This is a genomic window from Sulfurospirillum diekertiae (assembly GCF_011769985.2).
Classification (GTDB): domain Bacteria; phylum Campylobacterota; class Campylobacteria; order Campylobacterales; family Sulfurospirillaceae; genus Sulfurospirillum; species Sulfurospirillum diekertiae.
In genome coordinates this window covers 1,152,921-1,170,871 of sequence record NZ_CP039734.2, presented here as the reverse complement: position 1 = coordinate 1,170,871, position 17,951 = coordinate 1,152,921, and the positions used below count along the sequence as shown (strand labels likewise).

Annotated in this window: 20 protein-coding genes; 15 read left to right on the top strand and 5 right to left on the bottom strand. The window is 40.2% G+C overall.

The genetic code is table 11. The annotated features are described in order from the left end of the window. Nucleotides 1-54: 54 nt before the first annotated feature. The 5 genes from FA584_RS05960 to FA584_RS05945 are packed head-to-tail and all read left to right on the top strand — an operon-like array spanning nucleotide 55 to nucleotide 2,783. Nucleotides 55-405 (top strand): flagellar protein FlaG, encoded by a 351-nt coding sequence (locus tag FA584_RS05960; protein WP_228448605.1) that lies wholly within the window; start codon nucleotides 55-57, stop codon nucleotides 403-405. 16 nt (nucleotides 406-421) lie between these two features. Next, a complete protein-coding gene (locus tag FA584_RS14450; RefSeq protein ID WP_228448604.1) occupies nucleotides 422-907 on the top strand; it encodes a flagellar cap protein FliD N-terminal domain-containing protein in 486 nt (161 codons plus the stop codon). Between the two features lie 10 nt (nucleotides 908-917). Continuing rightward, nucleotides 918-2,147 carry a flagellar filament capping protein FliD gene (gene fliD / locus FA584_RS05955; RefSeq protein ID WP_228448603.1) on the top strand — a complete coding sequence of 410 codons (1,230 nt, stop codon included), beginning with the start codon at nucleotides 918-920 and terminating at the stop codon, nucleotides 2,145-2,147. A 20-nt stretch (nucleotides 2,148-2,167) separates the two neighbouring features. Further along, complete coding sequence (fliS, locus tag FA584_RS05950; RefSeq protein ID WP_167750523.1) at nucleotides 2,168-2,545, top strand: flagellar export chaperone FliS; 378 nt, start codon at nucleotides 2,168-2,170, stop codon at nucleotides 2,543-2,545. Further along, a complete protein-coding gene (locus tag FA584_RS05945; RefSeq protein WP_228448166.1) occupies nucleotides 2,520-2,783 on the top strand; it encodes a hypothetical protein in 264 nt (87 codons plus the stop codon). Before fliS ends, FA584_RS05945 begins: the two co-directional genes overlap by 26 nt. Before the next feature lie 42 nt (nucleotides 2,784-2,825). Here the strand turns inward: FA584_RS05945 and FA584_RS05940 are convergent, their stop codons facing one another. Together FA584_RS05940 and FA584_RS05935 are read right to left on the bottom strand one after the other, a co-directional pair. After that, nucleotides 2,826-4,448: a sodium:solute symporter family protein gene (locus tag FA584_RS05940; protein ID WP_228448602.1), complete on the bottom strand. Its 1,623-nt coding sequence runs from the start codon at nucleotides 4,446-4,448 to the stop codon at nucleotides 2,826-2,828. Beyond that, nucleotides 4,448-4,621, bottom strand: coding sequence for a symporter small accessory protein (locus tag FA584_RS05935; protein WP_167750522.1), 174 nt, complete (start codon nucleotides 4,619-4,621; stop codon nucleotides 4,448-4,450). Before FA584_RS05935 ends, FA584_RS05940 begins: the two co-directional genes overlap by 1 nt. Before the next feature lie 210 nt (nucleotides 4,622-4,831). On the opposite strand from FA584_RS05935, the gene FA584_RS05930 reads away from it, so the two are divergent. From FA584_RS05930 to FA584_RS05910, 5 genes are read left to right on the top strand one after another with little or no spacing between them, the layout of a single operon-like run. Further along, nucleotides 4,832-6,643, top strand: a complete 1,812-nt coding sequence (locus tag FA584_RS05930) for a thiamine pyrophosphate-dependent enzyme (RefSeq protein WP_167750521.1) — start codon at nucleotides 4,832-4,834, stop codon at nucleotides 6,641-6,643. Nucleotide 6,644: 1 nt separating this feature from the next. Then, the gene (locus FA584_RS05925; protein WP_167750520.1) at nucleotides 6,645-7,181 is read left to right on the top strand and encodes a 2-oxoacid:acceptor oxidoreductase family protein; all 537 of its coding nucleotides are present in this window, start codon (nucleotides 6,645-6,647) and stop codon (nucleotides 7,179-7,181) included. After that, nucleotides 7,178-8,479: a phenylacetate--CoA ligase family protein gene (locus FA584_RS05920; protein WP_191342089.1), complete on the top strand. Its 1,302-nt coding sequence runs from the start codon at nucleotides 7,178-7,180 to the stop codon at nucleotides 8,477-8,479. The genes FA584_RS05925 and FA584_RS05920 overlap by 4 nt, the downstream gene beginning before the upstream one ends. Next, the gene (locus FA584_RS05915; protein WP_167750519.1) at nucleotides 8,476-8,910 is read left to right on the top strand and encodes an ACT domain-containing protein; all 435 of its coding nucleotides are present in this window, start codon (nucleotides 8,476-8,478) and stop codon (nucleotides 8,908-8,910) included. The genes FA584_RS05920 and FA584_RS05915 overlap by 4 nt, the downstream gene beginning before the upstream one ends. Nucleotides 8,911-8,925: 15 nt before the next feature. Continuing rightward, nucleotides 8,926-10,224, top strand: a complete 1,299-nt coding sequence (locus FA584_RS05910; protein ID WP_167750518.1) for a phenylacetate--CoA ligase family protein — start codon at nucleotides 8,926-8,928, stop codon at nucleotides 10,222-10,224. A gap of 44 nt (nucleotides 10,225-10,268) precedes the next feature. Here FA584_RS05910 and FA584_RS05905 read toward each other — a convergent pair whose 3' ends face one another. The 3 genes from FA584_RS05905 to FA584_RS05895 all read right to left on the bottom strand — a co-directional run bounded on the left by FA584_RS05905 (nucleotide 10,269) and on the right by FA584_RS05895 (nucleotide 12,522). Further along, nucleotides 10,269-11,264: a virulence RhuM family protein/type II toxin-antitoxin system death-on-curing family toxin gene (locus FA584_RS05905; RefSeq protein ID WP_167750517.1), complete on the bottom strand. Its 996-nt coding sequence runs from the start codon at nucleotides 11,262-11,264 to the stop codon at nucleotides 10,269-10,271. A 212-nt stretch (nucleotides 11,265-11,476) separates the two neighbouring features. Next, a complete protein-coding gene (locus FA584_RS05900) occupies nucleotides 11,477-11,956 on the bottom strand; it encodes a hypothetical protein (protein ID WP_167750516.1) in 480 nt (159 codons plus the stop codon). A gap of 14 nt (nucleotides 11,957-11,970) precedes the next feature. Continuing rightward, the gene (locus FA584_RS05895) at nucleotides 11,971-12,522 is read right to left on the bottom strand and encodes a biosynthetic peptidoglycan transglycosylase (protein WP_167750515.1); all 552 of its coding nucleotides are present in this window, start codon (nucleotides 12,520-12,522) and stop codon (nucleotides 11,971-11,973) included. Between the two features lie 131 nt (nucleotides 12,523-12,653). Here FA584_RS05895 and FA584_RS05890 point away from each other — a divergent pair, with 131 nt between their 5' ends. The 5 genes from FA584_RS05890 to FA584_RS05870 all read left to right on the top strand — a co-directional run bounded on the left by FA584_RS05890 (nucleotide 12,654) and on the right by FA584_RS05870 (nucleotide 17,794). Beyond that, a complete protein-coding gene (locus FA584_RS05890; RefSeq protein WP_167750514.1) occupies nucleotides 12,654-13,601 on the top strand; it encodes a YbgA family protein in 948 nt (315 codons plus the stop codon). A gap of 2 nt (nucleotides 13,602-13,603) precedes the next feature. Further along, nucleotides 13,604-14,953, top strand: coding sequence for a cryptochrome/photolyase family protein (locus FA584_RS05885; RefSeq protein WP_167750513.1), 1,350 nt, complete (start codon nucleotides 13,604-13,606; stop codon nucleotides 14,951-14,953). Between the two features lie 82 nt (nucleotides 14,954-15,035). After that, nucleotides 15,036-15,665, top strand: a complete 630-nt coding sequence (locus tag FA584_RS05880; protein ID WP_167750512.1) for an NAD(P)H-dependent oxidoreductase — start codon at nucleotides 15,036-15,038, stop codon at nucleotides 15,663-15,665. A gap of 153 nt (nucleotides 15,666-15,818) precedes the next feature. Next, a complete protein-coding gene (locus FA584_RS05875) occupies nucleotides 15,819-17,051 on the top strand; it encodes a putative DNA modification/repair radical SAM protein (protein ID WP_087438518.1) in 1,233 nt (410 codons plus the stop codon). Continuing rightward, nucleotides 17,051-17,794 (top strand): TIGR03915 family putative DNA repair protein, encoded by a 744-nt coding sequence (locus FA584_RS05870; RefSeq protein ID WP_167750709.1) that lies wholly within the window; start codon nucleotides 17,051-17,053, stop codon nucleotides 17,792-17,794. The genes FA584_RS05875 and FA584_RS05870 overlap by 1 nt, the downstream gene beginning before the upstream one ends. Nucleotides 17,795-17,951: the final 157 nt, after the last annotated feature.

Genomic DNA, 17,951 nt, shown 5'->3' with positions numbered 1-17,951 from the left:
AATTATGTGTCGATTTGGTTAATAGAAAATTATAAAACGTCAAGGAGGGCAATTATGGACATTTTTAGCGCAACCAGCAAACAAGTCGAAACAGCAACCGCTCCCAAGGTATCAAATCCTATACCAACAAGACAAGTTGAGCAAACGGCGGACACGACTAAAGTCAACCAACAACAAAGCCAAAATACAGATACTAAAAAAACATTAACAGATACCGTTAAAGAGCTTAATAAGCAAATGGATTTGCTTGACACCAATCTCACTTTTGGTTTTAATGATAAAATTGATGTAATGTATGTTAATGTAATGGAAAAAAGCACAGGCAAGGTCATTCGTAAATTTCCTACCGATGAAGCAATGAAACTTTCTGAAAAAATTGAAAGAGATTGTAGGGATAATTTTTGATAAAAAAGGATAGATAATGGCAACAACTTCAACGACTACCACCACAAGTAGCACGACTGGTAGTTTGAGTTCATTGGGTCTTGGTAGTGGTGTATTAACAAGCGATGTTTTGGATAAATTACGTGCCGCTGACGAATCAGGCCTTGTAACACCTATTGATAATAAATTAACTGCCAATGCAACCAAACAAACGGATTTGGCATCGATTCTATCACTCGCAAATGCGTTGAAGTCGTCTACCAATGTACTATCGGATGAAAATAATTATCTCAAAAGAACGACAACCGTCTCTAATGATGCAGTATCCGTCACCGCAATTGGTGGTGCAGCGATAGAAAACTTTACACTGCATGTAAATACATTAGCCAAACAAGATATTTATCAATCAACCAGTTTTTCAAGCCAAACAAGCTCTTTTACATCAGCAAGTGACACACTTAACCTCAAAATTGGAACAAGCAATTATACTCTTGATATAACTTCAACAAACAACACTGTCTGATCTTAAAGATATGATCAATGATAGGGCTGGCGGAAAAGTCACTGCTTCTATTCTTAACGTTGGTGGAACTAATCCTTATAAGCTTGTCATTAAATCAACTTCAACGGGAGCAAATAATGCCATTACCTTATCTTCCATTGGTACAGGAACGGCACTTACTGATTTAGGTCTGAATACAGTGGCTAATCATCTTCAAACGGCAACAGATGCCTCCTTTGTCTACAATGGCGTTACGATCAATCGTTCATCCAATACAGTATCGGATCTTGTTTCTGGACTAAGCCTAACTTTAAATAAAGAACAAACAGACGCAACAACGAATACAACAGTTGCCATTACACAAGACTGGACTAATATAACGACCAATCTTAAATCACTTGTCTCTGGTTACAATGATTTAATGACCAAACTCAAAAGTGCAACCACTTATGATACAACTGCAAAAACAGCAGGGACATTTCAAGGAGTATCGCAAGTAAATTCTTTGAGTTCTGCTATTCGTAAAGAAGTGTTAAGTGTTGATAGTAAAGGCAGAGGATTGAGTGATTATGGTCTTTCCATGGATAGTAAAGGCGTATTGTCATTTAATTCAGCGACCTTTGATGCTAAAGTAGCTGCTAATCCTGCTGATATTAAAGACTATTTTCAAGGTTCAACAACCTACAGTAGCACTTCTTACAATGGTTCGGCTGTTGCAGCAGGAGCATTGAGCATCGGTTCAAGTGCCTTTTCAATTAATGGCAAGGCCATTACCCTTACAACAGGTGCTAGTTCAACGACAGCAGATAATTTGGCTGCCATTAAAACAGCCATTAATAATGCTGGACTTTCAGGCATTACTGCAAGTATTGGCACAAATAATAACATTGTTTTAAAAGGTACTGCAGGTGCGGATATTGTTATTAAGGGTGACACTACAGCTCTTGCTTCTTTAGGACTTGCTGCAAATAATGTTTACTCTTCCCCGACTATCAAAGATGGTATCTTTTCAACGTTTAATAGCATCATGAATGGTTACGTCAATACCACGGATGGAACGCTGACTCAGTACAACACAAGCTTAACAACGCTCAAAACAGCTTTAACAACATCCAGAGCAACCGCCGTTTCACGTTTAGATACTAAATATAACGCAATGGCAACAAAATTTGCTGCTTATGACAGTATGATTAGCAAACTAAACAATGAGTTTAGCAGTCTTTCTACTATCATCAAACAGTCCATGACCTCTAAATCGTAACTAAAATAAAGGAATTAATAATGTATTCAAACTTAGCATATTCAACTTACTCACAGAATAACGCCTCAATTGAATCTTCTGAAAAGTTGATCAGGATGCTATATGAAGGCGTTTTACGCTTTGCATCACAAGCTAAAAGAGCCATTGAAGATGGTAGCATCGAAAAGCGAACGTATTGGATCAATCGTACGTCCGCAATCTTTACGGAGCTTATCAACTCGCTTAATTACGATGGTGGGCAAATTGCTTATTACCTCAGTGGTCTTTATGTTCACCAAGTTAAACTTCTTGCTGAAGCAAATCTCAACAATGATACCTCTAAATTAGATGAAGTTATTAGCGTTGCCAAAGAATTATTACAAGCATGGAAAGATGAGACGGATAATGTCGTGGATTGAATCTTTTACAATCGCTATTATTGAAGAAAATTATACTCACATTGGGGATCTTATTGAAAGTGTTCCTCAATTTGAAACGGTTGATGAAGCAATCACCGCTTGTGCGCTAATCCAAGAAGCTTTAATAATGATACAAAGAGAAAAAGAAAGCACTTTTGAAGCGATGCAAAAACTTAAAAAAACACGTCAATTTATTGATACATCCACAGAATCGTACATACAAGAGTACAGAGGGTAAAACTCTCTACCCTCTTCTCTTTTCTAATCTTCAAAACATTTTTTAATTAATGCTGGACTCTCTGGCTTTGTCATGAGCGAAACAGCCACTGCAGTTAAAAGCGAAAGAGGTAAAGCAACCATCATTGCATCCACAAAGGTAATTTTTTCCGCTTAAAAGACTATTGACTCCAAAAAGCATTTTACACAGACCTAACTCTTTTGCCTCTTGAAAATGAACGAAAACCAACCAAAATGTTGTGATAATCGTACCTACAAACATAGAAGCAATCGCACCTTTTTTAGTCATACGTTTCCAAAAAAGTCCACCAAAATAAGTTGGCAAAAATATACTCGCACAAAGCGCAAAGAAGATGGCGGTACTGCGGGCAATAATAGCAGGTTGTTTATCGAAAAAGTAAGCTAATGTGACTGAAATGACGATCATCACTACAATACCTACCCGTGTAATGAGGAGTGAATTTGGATTATGCTTTCCTGCTAGTTGTTCAAAAACATCACGACCTATTGCCGTCCCCATTGCATGAAACTGACTGGAAAGTGTACTCATAGCCGCTGATATTAATGCAAATAAAAAAATAAATGAAAACCATCTTGGCATTGCAGCATTGATAAAATGAGGAATCACTTTTCCCACACCACCGGTACTTTGAAGTGCATTTTTACCTTCATTAAACTCATAGTACCACACATTGGTCACTGAACCAACCAAATAGATAATTCCCGTCATAGCAATGATAAAAATACCGCCAATCAAAACCGCACGATTGAGTTCGTTTTTACTTTTAACAGTCATAAAACGAACCACGAGTTGTGGTTGTGCCAAAACACCTACACCCACACCCATTGCAATGGTTGTGATAATAAATAGCCATCCCTCTGAAAGGAAAACAGGCATTTTATTCCACCCTTGAAATCCCCAATTCATCGAGAGTTTCATTAAAAAATCAGGACTTCCCACGACAAGCTCTTTGATTGGAACAGTGGAAAGCGGTGCAACGGTTTTATCCCAAACCATCTCCAACTTTGAAAGTCCCACGTCAACGCCACCGATGGCATTAAACACCATCACCATCAAAATGATCATCGCTACAAACATAATGACCCCTTGAAGCGCGTCGGTTAACATAACGCCTTTAAGTCCGCCTGCTAAAACATAGCCTGTTACAATCACCGACATCACAAGAAGAGCAAGGTGATAGTCCACTTTGAAGTAAGCGACTAAAAATTCTGTTCCACCAATTAAAACTGCCGAAGTGTATAGTGGCATAAAAATTGTGATAAGAACGCCACCAAATACCTGAATAAACTTAGAATTAAAACGTCGTCCCAGTAATTCAGGAAAGGTGTGTGCATTAAGTCGAATGCCCATTTTTCGCGTTGGATTGCCCAAAAAAACAAACGCGATAAAGACACCAATAAAGATGTTACAAAACGTAAGCCATAAGAGTGAATTTCCAAGCCATGCTGCTACACCACCAAACCCAACGATGGCAGCAGTAGAGATAAAGGTTGCACCATAACTCAGTGCCATAACAAATGGATGCGTATTTCCACCTGCAATAAGATAGTCTGCTGAACTTTTCGTCTGCTTATACCCCACAAATCCTAGGTAGGCAAGCACTGCGAGGTAAAGTATAATGACAATATTTTCAATTAAATTCATTACAGATCCTTATTGATTTTAGCTTCATTTTTATCCCACGTTTTGCGTTCAATCACCTTCTCTTCTTTATCTTTATTCCAGTAAATAATGCCGTAAATAACGCATAAGAGAGCACTCGCATTCATTAACCAAAAGGCTAAACCAACACCTACATCAAATGTTTCCCATACCATCCCTTTCCTTTTAAAAATTCCTTAAAAGTAATATAAAAAGCTTTAATGAAACTTTATTTCTTTCATTAATAGATTATAAAAAAGTGATTAGTTTCAAAATTGCCCACTTTACAAGTAACGTTTTTGACACAATAGCTTAGATAAGTATTTTATAAACTAAGTTTCAATACTCTTTAAAATTACTACGTAAAAGCGATGGAGTATAACGATATGAAACAGATTTTGATGGGGAATGAAGCGATTGCCTTGGGATTGATTCACGCGGGTGTAGATATGGTTTCAGGCTATCCAGGGACGCCTTCGAGTGAGATTTTGGGAAATTTCCAAAAATTTCGCGATAAAAACAAACTAGAAGCCTACGCACAATGGGCAACCAATGAAAAGGTCGGTTTTGAGGTTGCTTATGCTGGAGCAATTTCTGGCAAACGTACCTGTGCAACCATGAAGCAAGTGGGACTCAACGTGGCGAGTGACGCGTTGATGAGTGCCTCTTACATTGGACTTAAAGGTGCAATGTTGTTGATTTCATGTGATGATCCAGGATTTTACTCCTCACAAACTGAACAAGATAGCCGCAGTTTCGCTAAATTTGCACGTATTCCTGTCCTTGATCCTTCTACACCTCAAGAAGCCTACGATATGGTCAAACTGGGTATTGAATTCTCACATGAATTTGAATCGATTGTCATGCTTCGCCCTGTTATGCGTGTCAGCCATGCTAGGGAAATTTGCGATGTAGATGATGCTTTACATGTAAAGGCAAATCAAGGCAATTTTGAGCGCAATATTCCCCGATGGGGCGCTGTTCCTCCTGCGGGAAGATTTCGACAAGGTTTAGAACAAATTGATCGTTTGGAAGCCATTAAAGCTTGGAACTGGGATCATCTCATTAAACCTAAAACCCATGCACTCAAAGGTGAAACTATTCTCTGTCTTACCAGTGGAACGGGTGATGGTTATGTACGAGAAGCTATGAGTGAATTAGAGATCAAAGCAGATATTTTGAAACTTGATATGCCCTACCCACTTCCCAAAGAAAAGCTCGAAGCCCTTTTTGTCAATTACGATAAAATTATTGTTTTTGAAGAGAGTTTCCCCTGCATTGAAGAACAGTTGAGCTCTGTAAAACTCTACGGGAAACTAACCAAACATGTACATCTCATCGATGAATTTTCCAAAGATAAAGTCCTTGCTGCGCTGGCAAAAGCAGACGTCATAGCGCCAAGTCATGCGTATCAAAGTGAAAAGTACGATCAAGAGCTTCCTAAGCGTCCGCCCAATATGTGCCCAGGTTGTCCACACCGTGATGTACATTACGCCATCACCAAAGTCTTTAAAAAGAAAAAATCTATCTACACATCCGACATCGGCTGTTACACATTAGGGCTCAATCAAGCAGCCATCGATACGATTTTGTGTATGGGAGCAAGCATCTCGATGGCGAGTGGTTTTAGCATCTCAGATCCTGATAAAACCGTTGTTGCGACGATTGGTGATAGTACCTTTATGCACTCAGGGGTTGCGCCACTCATTAATGCCGTCTATCAAAACCATAAATTTGTACTGATCATCCTAGACAACTCCACCACCGCAATGACAGGTCGTCAAACGACACCTGAGCGAACCAATCCAAACCAAATCGACATCAAACGCATCATTGAAGGCTGTGGCATCGCATGTCACGAATATGTTTACGAGCAAGACCTCACGAAAACGGTTGACTTCATGAAGTCACTTCAAGAAGCCTACAAAACAGCCACTTCACCTGTCGTTGCTGTCGTACGAGAGTTTTGTGTCCTTGATAAAGACAATGCGCTAGGACGCCTTGGCAATGTCGTTGTAGAAGTTGATGAAGACAAATGCGTCGCCTGTGATTCGTGCATCACTAACTACAAATGCCCACCAATGCACTACAACGATGCAGGAAAAATGGAAATTGACCCATTCTTATGTGCAGGATGCGGCTCGTGCCTTGACGTAGTCTGTCCGACCGATGCATTTGTGAAAAAAGAGGAGAAGTAAGATGAAGTATCAAATTGTTATCGCAGGAATTGGCGGACAAGGTGCGGTCTTTTTGGTTAAAGTGCTCAGCATCGCTTCTGCAATTACACACCAAAAATGTTTAGGAACTGAAAATCACGGAATGAGCCAACGGGGTGGTTCCGTTTCATGTTATGTCAAAATTGGCGATTTTTACGCTCCTGCGATTGATGAAGGGCAAGCCGATCTTTTAATCGCACTTGAGGGTAATGAAGCACTTCGCAACATTCAGTATTTGAGTAAAGAAAGAGGTGTCATCGTGATGAATGCACCGAAGAACTTTCCCAAAGTTGACTTTGAAACCCACAGCATTGATGCGTTTAAAAAAGCCAAAGCTAAAGAGTTTCCCATCGATGCACTCAACGTCTATATGCTAGGCGTTACACTCGCACTTGATGCACATTTTCCGTTTACATGTAAAGAGATTGAAGAGGCGATTACGATGATGAACGCGAAAGTAGCGGAGAAAAATATCACTGTACTTCACCAAGGCATCAACGATACAAAGGCGAAGAAATGATCTGGTCAAAAGAAGAGACATTACCTCGTCATAAACTTACTGAACTTCAAACAGAACGACTTAAAGACACCGTCGCACGCGTGTATACCAATGTACCGTTTTACCAAAAAAAGTTTGAGGAGCTTGGCATTACGCCTGCTGATATTACGTCTATCGATGACATTGTCAAACTTCCATTTACAAAGAAAAAAGATTTGCGTGACAACTACCCTTTTGGGCTTTTTGCCGTGAAAAAAGATGCGGTCGTACGCATTCATAGTAGTAGTGGAACAACAGGCAAACCCACCGTTGTTGGCTATACACGAGCGGATCTTGATACGTGGAACGAAGTGATGGCGCGTGTCTTTACGATGGCAGGCGTCACAAGCGAAGATACCTCACACAATGCGTATGGTTACGGTCTTTTCACAGGAGGTCTTGGGCTTCATTATGGCGCTGAAACTGTCGGTGCAACGGTTGTTCCAAGTTCAGGTGGTTTTACCTCACGCCAACTCATGCTTATGAAAGACTTTGAAGCAACCGTACTCACATCAACACCTTCGTTTGCCTTGCATATGGCAGAAGCAGCCATTGCCGAGGGTTATGACATCCAAAAAGATTTTAAACTCAAATGCGGCATCTTTGGTGCAGAACCGACCAGTCTTGGGCTCAAAGAAGAGGTAGCGCGCGTTTGGGGCATTCACTACTGCGAGATTTATGGACTCTCTGAGATCATAGGACCTGGTGTTTCAGCGAATTGTTTTGAAAGCAGTGACCTGCATGTATTTGAAGACCATTTCTATCCAGAAATCATCGACCCAAAAACACTCGAAGTCTTGCCATTGGGTGAAAAAGGTGAACTGGTCATCACCAGTCTTACCAAGCAAGCGTTTCCGATCATTCGCTACCGTACAGGTGACATCACTTCTCTCGATCGCACACCATGCAAGTGTGGACGAACGCATGTGCGCATGAAAAGCGTCATGGGACGAGTGGATGACATGCTCATCGTCAACGGTGTCAACGTCTTCCCTTCTCAAGTGGAGCATGTACTCTCCAACATCGAAGGCATTACGCTGAATTACCAAATCATCGCCGATAAAAAAGGCTATCTTGATAAACTCGAAATCATGGTGGAAGTGACTGAAAATATGCCACTGGATAGCATCGGTTCACTCGAAGCTTTAAAGAAAAAAATCCAACATGAACTGCTCAACAACCTCTACATTAACGCTGAGATCAAACTGGTTGAGCCTAGAACCATAGAACGCAGTGTCGGAAAAGCCGTACGCGTCATCGACAAAAGGAATCTCTCATGAATTACACCATCAAACAACTCTCCATTTTTTTAGAAAATAAAGCAGGCGAACTCTCTGAATTTACAGGCGTTCTCTCTAAAAACAATATCTCGATTAAGTCGATTTTACTCGCAGACTCAACCGATTTTGGTCTCATTCGCACCATCGTGGACAATCCTGAAAAAGCCAAAACGGTACTCGAAGATGAAGGCTTTAGCGTACGTTTCACCGATGTCTTTGGTGTCAAGATCGAAGATGTCGTAGGAAGCTTTGATAAAGCTGTGAGAGCCCTTTCAAAGGCAGGCATTAACATTCTCTATACCTATAGTTTCTATGAAGCCAATACAGGCATTTTTATTTTCAGTGTCGATAAAGACCGATTTGACGACGCGATTGCTGCACTTCAAGCTCAAAATATTGAGATTGTTCAAGCCAAACACTTTTACATGTAAAGGTTGGAAAAACCCATGACATTTAGTAAAAATGAAAGCCTAAGCCGTGACGAGCTTCAGGCTTGGCAGCTCAAACACCTCAAAGAGACCCTGCTTCGCGTCTATCATCTTGTACCATTTTACAAAAAGAAATTTGATGAGCATGGCGTTTTACCTGAAGATATTAAAACCCTTGAAGACATCGCTAAGCTTCCGTTCACCAAAAAACACGACCTCAGAGACAACTACCCTTTTGGCATGTTCTCGGTCGATATGGACCAGATCGTCCGCATCCACAGCAGTAGTGGAACCACAGGCAAACCCACTGTTGTAGGCTACACAGAGCACGATATGGACATCTGGGCGGAAGTGATGGGACGCGCTTTTACGATGGGCGGTGTGACATGCCAAGACATCATGCAAAACTCCCACGGATACGGACTTTTCACGGGCGGTCTAGGCTTTCATAACGCCGCAGAACGCATGAAAATCGCCATTATTCCTAGCTCCACTGGCTTTACTTCTCGTCAACTCTTGTTACTCAAAGATTTTGGCGCAACGGTACTGACAGCAACACCTTCATTTGCCTTGCACATGGCAGAAGTCGCCAAGGCTGAGGGCTACGATATAGCAAAAGATTTTAAACTGCGCGTGGGATTTTTCGGAGCAGAGCCGACCAGCGAAGGACTCAAAAACGAGATAGCCCATATCTGGGGCATAGATTACCACGAGATTTATGGACTCTCCGAGATCATAGGACCGGGTGTGGCGTGCAACTGCAAACACTCAAACCTACTGCACATTCACGAAGACCATTTCTACCCTGAGATCATCAACCCTGAAACAGGCGAAGTCTTGCCAGAGGGAACACGTGGTGAGCTTGTCATTACCACGCTTACCAAACAAGGCTTGCCGATCATTCGCTACCGAACAGGTGACATCACCTCTTTAACGCGCATTCCGTGTCGTTGTGGCAGAACCATTGGCAGGATAGAGAGCATCGTCGGCAGAAGTGACGATATGCTTCTCATCAACGGCGTCAACGTCTTCCCATCGCAAATCGAACACGTGCTCTCCAAACAAGAAGGCATCACACTCAACTACCAAATCATCGCCGACAAAAAAGGCTACCTCGATAAACTAGAGATCGATGTGGAACTGGATGAGCATCTCATCAGCGATGACGTGAGCTACCTCGGAAACCTCAAAAAAGAGCTCCAACATTCTCTTTTAAACAATCTCTACATCAACGTCGAAGTCAAACTCGTCGCACCCAAATCGCTTCAAAGAAGTGAGGGAAAAGCCACTCGCGTTTTGGATAAGAGACCTAAATAATCTTTTACATGTAAAGTCTTTTGGCTTTACATGTAAAATGTTTTCTATCCTTCTAAAAGATTGACAATGAGATGGATGATAGTCTCTTTTTGCTTGGGATCGCTCTTAGCAGTCATTAAAGAAAGAGCCACAAGCGCGTTGTCGTTTATTTTAAGCTCACCACTCTTTTTATACAACATATTGTTTTTTGATAAAAAGAGAATAAACATAAAAGCACCGATGCGTTTGTTGCCATCGTTAAACGGATGCCCTTTGATAATGTAGTAAAGAAGATTTGCCGCTTTTTCCTCAACACTGGGAAGTAAATCCACACCGCCGAACGTTTGATAAATGTTGCGCACCATACCACCAAACTCCCCTGCTTTTTCATGCCCGAAAAGTTCCGTCGCTTCACCTTTTTTGATAAGTTCCTTTTTCAACTGCACAACAGCGTCTTTCGCTTCGTCAACGTCTAAAATAAACTTGGCAACTTTTGGCACGATATTTACATGTAAAGAATCTTCGTCATAACCTTGCAAAAGCGTCCATGTACGAGAATAGTTCAAAATGACATCGAGTAAGCCCTTAGCTTCGCTTAGTTCCAGTTCACTTTTAGATATGGTGTCTTGCAAAAGAGCAATGGTGTCATTGAGAGACTGAAGCCCTTTTTGCTCCAATCTTTTTTGGTTGAGGGCATAACCGTTAATGAGATACTCTTTTAGAATTTTACTTGCCCATTGTCTAAACTTAACACCACTAGCAGATTTGACACGATAACCCACAGAAATAATGACATCTAAATTGTAGTATTCAACAGTATATGTTTTTCCATCTTTGGCAGTTGTCGCAAAATTTGCGACAACTGAAGTTTTTTCAAGTTTATCATCGGAAAATACATTATTGATATGCTTTCCTATCGTTTTGACATCACGCCCAAAAAGGTCTGAAAGTTGATTTCTATTGAGCCAAACCGTCTCATTTTCAAGCCTTGTTTCTATTTTAGTATTGCCATCTTCACTTTGATAAATAAGGATATTTGATGTTGGTGTGGTGTTGGTCATTTTATTGCCTACTCTATTTTTCTCTATTAATTTATGCAAGATTGAGTGATACTTGTCTCACAAAATCTGCCCATGTTTTATAACAACGAACACTAGCCTCTGAAACTTTTGGTGCATTTGGAGTTACATCTAACTTAGCTTTTAACATCCACATCGTATTTGCTATAGTTGAAGCACATGGATAATCTTTATGATTTGGGATTAATTTTGCATCAAAAAAATCCTTTAGAAAAATAAGAGTGTCCTCTTAATAAATTATCTTTCCAAAATCCTTCTTCTCTTTCATTTCTTGGTTGAATACGAGCAGATTCAAAATTAAAAGACCAAGCATTAAAATCTTGTCTCAATCTTTCAAGTAGATTTTCCGAAATAATAAAAAGATCTAAATCCGACTTTTCATTAAAATTTGTTCCAAGTTTTGAAGGTGCGAGAGATTGCCCAATACGACCACTTCCTGTCATGCTTATTTCTTTTGGATCAACATCTAATTTTACAGAAAGCCATGAGCGAATTTCATCATATAATATAGGGGATTCTTTAAATGCATATGGAATACCTTCTGAAAGCCATAATCTAGCTATTGAATTTCTCGCCATATTGCCTCCATTTTTTACAACAGCTTGAATCTTATGTGCTTCTGGATATTGTTCAGAAAAATCTTGAAATATTGATGGTACTTTAAAGGGAATCATATCTATCCTTGATATTAAGTGTATCGTATCGTTTTTAATATATATTTAGTTCTATGTTCAATTTGAATATTTCTATTCTTGGAAGTATTTTTTGGTTCGGGATACTTTAAGCGAGCAATTAAACCCGCAGATTCTTCCAATGTTAAATTATTTAAATTTAATTTCAATGATTTACATGCTTGCTTAAGTCCATGCATATTCCATCCAAAATATGCAATAGATAAGTATAAAGACAAAATTTCTTGTTTGGAAATATGTTTAGTAAGTTTATATGCTAAAAATATTTCTTCCAATTTTCGAAGCAATGTTTTATCATACTTACCAGTTACTACTCGAACAAGTTGCATAGCGATAGTTGAGCCACCTTCTCTTTTATTTAAGATTAGTGTTTTCCAAGAAGCTCTCAATAATGCAATAACATCTACTCCACTATGAAATTTAAATCGATGGTCTTCCCCTGCAATTAGTAATCTTAATAATTCGCTATTTTCAGGAACAATACATATATTCTCTTTAGATTTATTAATTTTGTCAAGTAGATTTTCCCATTTATTATGCAAACTCATATTTTCGTGATCTCTTTCTCGCTCAATTAAAATCCTACATTGGATAAATTCGCATAGTTTAACACATTCCCAATAAGCATTTTATCAAATGTACTGGCTATAATAGTCATAGCTTTTCTCAAAGGACTACCATGCTCAAAATCGCCGTTTCCGCTTGTTTGCTGGGTGAGCAAATTCGTTATGACAAGACAGCGCAAAGAGATCGTTTTATTACCGATAAGCTTGGCAAGTATGCTTCGTTTGTGCCTTTTTGTCCTGAGCATTTGGCGTTTGGAACACCGCGTGAAACCATACGCATTGTGCAAGAAAGCGAGCAAAAAAAGGTCATCACTGTTTTTTCCAAAAACGATGTCACAGAGGCGATGAATGAAGCGGTGGAACATGAACTACGTAAGATTCAAAATGAAGCAATTTGCGGCATTATCCTTAAGTCCAAGTCACCGAGTTGTGGGCTTGGCAGTGCTAAGTATTACAGCGGTGCGATGAGTGAGGGGAAGAAAGATGGGCTTTTCGCGTTTACATGTAAAGCGCATTTTAAGGATTTTCCCATTGAGGAAGAGGCACGCTTGCTTGACCCTTGGCTACGGGAAAACTTTGTGATGCAACTTTTTGCGTACGAAGATGCAATGAAACTTCAACACACCATCCAAACCATGCAAGAGCTTGTGAGTTTTCACACCGCGTATAAGTTTTTACTGCAAAGCAAGCATGAAGCAAACTACCGACTTTTGGGCAAAATCGTCGCTAACCATGAGAAAAAAAGCCTGCATGTCGTGACACATGAGTACCTTGCGCTGTTTAAAAAGACGATTGCGTACAAAGGCTCCATCGGCAAAACGGTCAATGTGCTTCAACATCTGGTGGGATTTTTCAAAAAAGAGTTAAGCAGTGCCGAAAAACAGGAGCTTCACCTTCAGATCGAAGCATTCCGCGATGAGATCGTTCCGCTCATTGCTGTGATGAATACCATCGAATTTTTGGCTAAAAAGTATGAAGTACATTACCTTTTAGGACAGAAGTTTTTAAACCCCTACCCTAAAGATTTGGCACTGCGTTCCACCATTCAAGAAGGAAAATAATCATGAAAAAAGTCCTTTGGTTTAGACGCGATCTTCGTGTTCATGACTCGATGCTTTTAGCGCAGGATGGCGAAGTTTTGCCCATTTTTATCTTCGATACGAAGATTTTACGGGGTCTTGATACAAAAGATCGACGAGTCTCGTTTATATTTGAGCAGGTGCTTAAACTCAAAGCCGATCTGAAAGCGCTTGGACTTGACCTTGCTTTGTTTTATGGCACGCCTTTTGATGTCTTTGCCTACCTTAAAACACTCGGCTTTGAAGATATTTATGGCAGTGTGGATTACGATGATTACGCCAAAGAGCGCGATGGCGAAATCGCTGAGATGCTTCGTTTTCATTTTTTGAATGACTGTTACCTTTTTGAACCCAATGAAGTGCTCAAAAAAGATGGCACGCCTTACCTTGTTTTCACTCCATATTACCACGCTTGTCAAGCACTTTACACACAATTTTACGCATTAAAATACACAAGAGGCAACCAAAGCCTTGCACACTTTGACTACAACCAGCTTCTAAGCATCAAAGGTCACGCTCAAACGCCTTTACATGTAAAGATTGAAAGTATCGGTTTTGAGCCTTTACATGTAAACACTTTAGAACCTCAAAAAAACCTCGAAATCTTTACATATAAAATCGATTTGTATGAAGAAAACCGTGATTTTTTGAACATGGATGCCACATCACATCTGAGTGTTCATCCGCGTTTTGGAACGATCTCGATTCGTGAAGTGGTGCGTTATTTGGTCGCGCTCAAACAGCAAGGTCACACCACAGAGCCTTTTTTTAGACAGCTGATTTTTCGTGAATTTTATGCTTACTTGCTTTACCATTTTCCAAGGCTCGCATGGGAAAATTACAAATACACGCCGCCCATTTCCAACGATGCAGAAGCCTATGAGCGTTTTATCTTGGCACAAACGGGCTATCCGCTGGTCGATGCGGCGATCACGGAGCTTTTAGAAACAGGTCTGATGCACAACCGCGCGCGTATGGTGGTAGGTTCATTTTTTACAAAACATTTGATGTTGCCATGGCAAAAGGGAGAAGCATTTTTTGCGAAATATCTTTTGGATTATGACGCATCGGCGAACATCCTTTCGTGGCAATGGTGTGCGGGAACTGGCATCGATCCACAGCCCTATTTTCGCATCTTCAATCCCTACGCGCAGTCATTAAAGTTTGACAAGGAAGCACGCTACATCAAACGGTTTCTTCCCATTTTACACGATGTTCCATCCGCATGTCTGCACAAAGAAACGTACTTGATGAGCCATGATATTGCTGGTTATCCAAAGCCCATCATAGGGCATGAGAGTGCTAGAAAACGGTTTTTAAATACCTTTTCTTAATTCAATACTTACCAAAAGTAATGTAAGAGAAAATAAAGTTTATTAACGTTATTATTTTGAAAATATATTAGGAGAACATACAATGCAAAACGACTTTTCAAAAGCGATGGACTTTCGCCACGCGTGCAAACTATTTGACGAAACAAAAAAAATCAGTGAAGAGCAGATGCACTTTATCCTAGAAGCAGGTCGCAAGTCACCCTCTTCATTTGGTATGGAGCCTTGGAAGTTTTTAGTCATCACCAACGATGAACTTCGTGCAAAACTACGCCCCGTATGCTGGGATCAACCGCAAATTACGACATGCTCACATCTTGTCATTATTCTAGCGGCAATTGATGCTGTCAAAGTGGAGAGTGGGATTCCTATGAAGCGTTTTGCAAGGCGAGAAATGCCACAAGAGAAAAAAGATTTTTATATCAATTTGTATGCCAATCACCTCAAAGAAACCCTTAGTTCAGATAAAAACATCTACGCTTGGACATCAAAACAAAGCTATATTGCGTGCTCCAACATGATGACTGCAGCGGCGTTTATTGGTATTGATTCTTGTCCGATTGAAGGCTATGAAAAAGAGAAAGTCGAGACAGTTTTGGGACTCGATACAAGCAAATACCAAGTCTCTATGGTGCTTCCTTTTGGATATCGCATCAACCCACAATCATCACAACTTCGCGTACCGTTTAACGAAGCGGTTGAATTTATTAAATAATCTATTTTTACGCGTCTCTTGGGCAAAGCTCAAGAGACTACATTAGCCACTATGGCACTCAAGCTTACTTCATACGAGGCAAAAATAAACTCTCTCACATTTCATTTTGAAATATTTTAGTCTTTACATGTAAAAAAATCGTACCATGCTTGCATGAAACTTACAACCGAAGATAAACTCTCCCTCTTAGCAGGCAGTGCCAAGTACGATGTCTCATGCTCTTCCAGTGGCAGTGAGAACAACTACAAAACAGGCGAGCTTGGCTGTGCCCATAACAGTGGTATTTGCCACAGTTTTACGAGCGATGGCAGGTGTGTTTCACTTTTGAAAGTATTGTTGACAAATGTTTGCATTTACGACTGTGCCTACTGCATCAACCGTGTAAGCAATGACACTCCTCGTACTGCTTTTACACCACGAGAACTTGCCGATCTGACGATTAACTTTTACAAACGCAATTACATCGAAGGACTTTTTTTAAGCTCTGGCATCATCAAAAACGAAGACCATACGATGAGCTTGCTCCTTCAAACCTTGCGTATTTTACGCCATGAGTATCGATTTAATGGCTACATTCATGTCAAACTTATTCCCGGAGCTTCAAAAGAACTCATCGAAGAAGCCACGCTTTTAGCCCATCGTGTTAGCTCCAACATCGAACTTCCAAGTGCTAAAAGCCTTGCCCTACTCGCACCCGATAAAACCAAAGAGAAGCTCCTCTCACCACTGAAACACGCGCGTGACATTACACTGCAACGAAGTGCTAAACCCATCTCTATGAGTACCCAAATGATTATTGGTGCAACGAGCGAGAGCGATTTTGAGATATTAAAACTCTCGTCATCACTCTATCAAAAGGCACTGCTCAAACGGGTCTATTACTCTGCGTACATTGCGGTGAACAACCATAAACACTTGCCCGTTCCTGAACTTTCCAAACCTCCTTTGCTTCGGGAACACAGACTCTATCAAGCCGATTGGTTGTTGCGCTTTTACGGCTTTTCATACGATGAAATTTTGAGCGAAAACCAAAACCTTGACATTCAGTTTGACCCAAAAACCTTTTGGGCACTTTCCAACCTGCATCTTTTCCCGATTGATGTCAACCATGCACCCCAAGAGATTTTAGTGCGTATCCCCGGTATAGGCATACGGGGTGCACTAAAAATTTTACAAGCAAGACGGTTTAAGAAACTCAGCTTCGAAGACCTCGTCAATCTTAAAATATCGCTCAAAAAAGCACGTTATTTCATCATCGCTGGTAAAGATTTTCATCGAAGCACAAGCTTATATACCGAAAAGATCAAACTTGCTCTCATACACCAAGGCTCAAACGTCATTCAGCCAACACTTTTTGATACCTCCATCTACACGGGAGAGCTGTGATGATTTTGCTGTACGATGGCAGTTTTGAAGGGTATTTGAGCTTAGTGTATGAAGTTTATTATGAGAAACTAGAGGTAAGCACCATTGTCAAAAAAATGCCAGAAACGCTTCTGTTTGAGCGTTTTCATGAAGTTTTTACCGATGAAATAAAAGCGCATAAAGTCTTAGATGCCATGACTAGGCACTTTACCAAAGAACAACAACGCACCATTTTTCATAGTGTATTATGCGACACTCGAGACTATGAGATGGCACTGTTAGAGTATATTCGCATCGGGTTTAAAAACCCTAAAGAGCTTCGAAACATTACGAATGCTTCCCTTTTTTACATCCAAAATCTCGAAAAAGAGCTGTTGTGTTTGGTGCATAAGATGTACGGATTTACCCGCTTTGAAGAGTTGGAAGATGGTACATTGTATGCCAAAATTGAGACAAAATTTAACATTGTCCCTTTTTTAGGGGATCATTTTTGCAAACGCTTAGGAAACATCCCTTTTATCATCCACGATGTCAAACGTGCCCTTGCCTTTGTGAAAAACGATGAACTGCGAGAAATTCGCTCAATCGCCACATTTGATACTCCAACCTATTCTAGCGAAGAGGAAAAATTTAAATCACTGTGGAAAGTGTTCTTCAAATCAGCCGCCGTAGAAAGTAGGTACAATCCAAAGCTCCAAAAAAGCTGGGTTCCCCTACTTTATAGAACGTATATGAGCGAATTTAATATCACAAACGCCACATAGAATATCGAATGATTTCCCTAATTTATATTGGTACTAATCACATTTGTACTAATTAAATTTTGTGTATGAAATTGAATTGTTTCATTACATGTATGACAACTTCCTACAAAAACAAAATTAACAGTAAAACACCATAATGCAAAAACACTCAGAATAA

Coding starts and splice junctions, on each gene's coding strand:
- FA584_RS05960 (WP_228448605.1), top strand. CDS start 55: ATGGACATTTTTAGCGCAACCAGCAAACAAGTCGAAACAGCAACCGCT.
- fliD (WP_228448603.1), top strand. CDS start 918: ATGATCAATGATAGGGCTGGCGGAAAAGTCACTGCTTCTATTCTTAAC.
- FA584_RS05930 (WP_167750521.1), top strand. CDS start 4,832: ATGAAACAGATTTTGATGGGGAATGAAGCGATTGCCTTGGGATTGATT.
- FA584_RS05900 (WP_167750516.1), bottom strand. CDS start 11,956: ATGATTCCCTTTAAAGTACCATCAATATTTCAAGATTTTTCTGAACAA.
- FA584_RS05945 (WP_228448166.1), top strand. CDS start 2,520: ATGAGACGGATAATGTCGTGGATTGAATCTTTTACAATCGCTATTATT.
- FA584_RS05920 (WP_191342089.1), top strand. CDS start 7,178: ATGATCTGGTCAAAAGAAGAGACATTACCTCGTCATAAACTTACTGAA.
- FA584_RS05870 (WP_167750709.1), top strand. CDS start 17,051: ATGATTTTGCTGTACGATGGCAGTTTTGAAGGGTATTTGAGCTTAGTG.
- FA584_RS05940 (WP_228448602.1), bottom strand. CDS start 4,448: ATGAATTTAATTGAAAATATTGTCATTATACTTTACCTCGCAGTGCTT.
- FA584_RS05925 (WP_167750520.1), top strand. CDS start 6,645: ATGAAGTATCAAATTGTTATCGCAGGAATTGGCGGACAAGGTGCGGTC.
- FA584_RS05905 (WP_167750517.1), bottom strand. CDS start 11,264: ATGACCAACACCACACCAACATCAAATATCCTTATTTATCAAAGTGAA.
- FA584_RS05910 (WP_167750518.1), top strand. CDS start 8,926: ATGACATTTAGTAAAAATGAAAGCCTAAGCCGTGACGAGCTTCAGGCT.
- FA584_RS05915 (WP_167750519.1), top strand. CDS start 8,476: ATGAATTACACCATCAAACAACTCTCCATTTTTTTAGAAAATAAAGCA.
- FA584_RS05880 (WP_167750512.1), top strand. CDS start 15,036: ATGCAAAACGACTTTTCAAAAGCGATGGACTTTCGCCACGCGTGCAAA.
- FA584_RS05895 (WP_167750515.1), bottom strand. CDS start 12,522: ATGAGTTTGCATAATAAATGGGAAAATCTACTTGACAAAATTAATAAA.
- FA584_RS05935 (WP_167750522.1), bottom strand. CDS start 4,621: ATGGTATGGGAAACATTTGATGTAGGTGTTGGTTTAGCCTTTTGGTTA.
- FA584_RS05875 (WP_087438518.1), top strand. CDS start 15,819: ATGAAACTTACAACCGAAGATAAACTCTCCCTCTTAGCAGGCAGTGCC.
- FA584_RS05885 (WP_167750513.1), top strand. CDS start 13,604: ATGAAAAAAGTCCTTTGGTTTAGACGCGATCTTCGTGTTCATGACTCG.
- FA584_RS14450 (WP_228448604.1), top strand. CDS start 422: ATGGCAACAACTTCAACGACTACCACCACAAGTAGCACGACTGGTAGT.
- fliS (WP_167750523.1), top strand. CDS start 2,168: ATGTATTCAAACTTAGCATATTCAACTTACTCACAGAATAACGCCTCA.
- FA584_RS05890 (WP_167750514.1), top strand. CDS start 12,654: ATGCTCAAAATCGCCGTTTCCGCTTGTTTGCTGGGTGAGCAAATTCGT.